The sequence below is a fragment of the Bacillus salipaludis genome (assembly GCF_004358205.1).
On sequence record NZ_SMYO01000087.1, the window covers coordinates 1 to 1,908 of the forward strand.

Here is a 1,908-nt window from a genome sequence, read left to right on the forward strand (position 1 = left end):
TTTACCCCTCATCGCTTACAAAAGATGCAAAATGCCTGGAATGCATCCTCTTGATAAACATTGTAACATTTGGTAAGCCGTATGCCTTAATAGGGCACGTACGGTTTGATAAGGGGGAAGCCTCGAGAGAGGTTTCCCTACTTTCTCTTATTCGACTTAACGGGGCAGTTTAGTGGAATAAGGACAATATAGATTTAGAACAGGTATTTTCTTAGATGAAATTGATAGCATTTAATATATTTGTGTAGAAAATTAAAGGCAAAAAGCTTGGGGAGTTTCCCAAGCTTTTTGTGCGGAGATTTCTCCTTATTCCAGTTATGTTCATGACCAACATGAAACATATCAGGGAGTTCCTCTTAATAGTAAGGTGCCATCATTAAGTAAACGATAACGCCGGTTATACTTACATACAGCCAGATGGGCATTGCCCACCGGACAATTTTTTTGTGTTTTGTAATTTGCATCGTCCATCCCCATACAAGAGCAAAAAGCGCAATCGGCACGATGATGGCAGCTAAAAAGCTGTGTGTAATGAGAATAATGAAATAAATCGTTCTAATGGCACCATGCCCCCCATATCTTGCTGTTTCAGGAGATATATAATGGAAGGTCAGGTATGAAATTAAAAATAAAAAAGTGGAAGAAAAAGCTGCCAGAATTAAGCCTTTATGCACATTTACATTTTTTTTCATAATTGCAATGAAAGCAGCGACTAAAAAAATGAATGTAAAGCTGTTAAAGATGGCATTCAGCCGGGGTAAAATATTTACATCCCAGGTTACTTTTCCTTTATAACCTATGTTCGTAAAGAACAGCGCCAGAATTATAATATTGGCAATGACGGAAGTGGAAATAATTAGCACAGCAAAGTTTTTATTGCTTTTCTGATTGTACTGTTGATTATTCGTTTGTGTCATGGGAATCAATACCTCATTATTTTTTTGTATGTAAAAAACCTATATGAATTGCTTATTCATATGTGCATTATAGTATATTAATAAATCACTGTCATTTCTAAGAGGAAAAAGTCGCTGGATCCAATCATCAGGCACAACTGCCAAAAATGAATTTGAGAAAAGAGCTTTAGTTACAGGAAACGGGTAAAATTAAGATTGTGAAGAATTGTACTTAAACTATAGGGTGCTTGAGTTTAAGATCTGAGCTGTCATCGTGGCAGCTCTTTCTTGTTGAACTAAAGGGGCAGTATAGTTTAACAAGGATTTTGGTACTCGTTCGGAGAAATTTAATTATTATGTTTTCTGGGGATGTGTTTAGGAATGGAAGAGAGTTTTGTCGCAGGATCATTTAGTTTCATTATTCGTGGTGTAGATTTAGTCCCTGATGAAATAACAAAGAAGTTAAACCTTAAACCTTCAAGCGTTAAAAGAAAAGGTGAATTACTTACCAAAGAGATAAAAATGAAGGATTCTTATTGGAGCTATCAGATGAAATTTAAAAATAACGAGGAATTAAATCAAGTGTTAGGGGAATTTTTAGACACACTATTGCCTTATAAGGCTTTTATCAGTGAAATCGCTGAAATTTATGATGCCTATATATATTTTGGTCTAAGCTCAAATTTAGGACAATTGGGGTTTGAATTACATCCCGAGACTCTACAAGCATTAGCTGACTTAAATATTAGATTTGAAGTCCATATTATTTCGTATGGAGAAGTTGAAAATTAATAAATTCCATTTTTTCTTCTACAACTATCGGGTGCAAGAGTTAATGATTGGGTTGCTTCGGCAGCCTTTTTCTTGTTCCACTAACGGGGCAGGTGTGCGGCCGAGCCTAGGTCGTATCATATAACGGGTGGGATTCCCGTCGAGTAAGAACTAGCCATTCGCTCGTAGCGAGTCTTGGAGGGCTAAAGGTAACTTTAGTCTTTAAGCGTAGACAGTTAGG

Annotated in this window: 2 protein-coding genes; one reads left to right on the forward strand and one right to left on the reverse strand. The window is 36.5% G+C overall.

Annotated elements, in window-relative coordinates:
• Window positions 1–356 precede the first annotated feature (356 nt).
• Window positions 357–917 carry a DUF420 domain-containing protein gene (locus tag E2K98_RS30440; RefSeq protein WP_133340735.1) on the reverse strand — a complete coding sequence of 187 codons (561 nt, stop codon included), beginning with the start codon at window positions 915–917 and terminating at the stop codon, window positions 357–359.
• 360 nt (window positions 918–1,277) lie between these two features.
• Here E2K98_RS30440 and E2K98_RS30445 point away from each other — a divergent pair, with 360 nt between their 5' ends.
• Entirely contained in the window at window positions 1,278–1,688 is a 411-nt protein-coding gene (locus E2K98_RS30445) for a DUF4279 domain-containing protein (RefSeq protein ID WP_165976446.1), read from the forward strand.
• Window positions 1,689–1,908 lie beyond the last annotated feature (220 nt).

Coding starts and splice junctions, on each gene's coding strand:
- E2K98_RS30440 (WP_133340735.1), bottom strand. CDS start 917: ATGACACAAACGAATAATCAACAGTACAATCAGAAAAGCAATAAAAAC.
- E2K98_RS30445 (WP_165976446.1), top strand. CDS start 1,278: ATGGAAGAGAGTTTTGTCGCAGGATCATTTAGTTTCATTATTCGTGGT.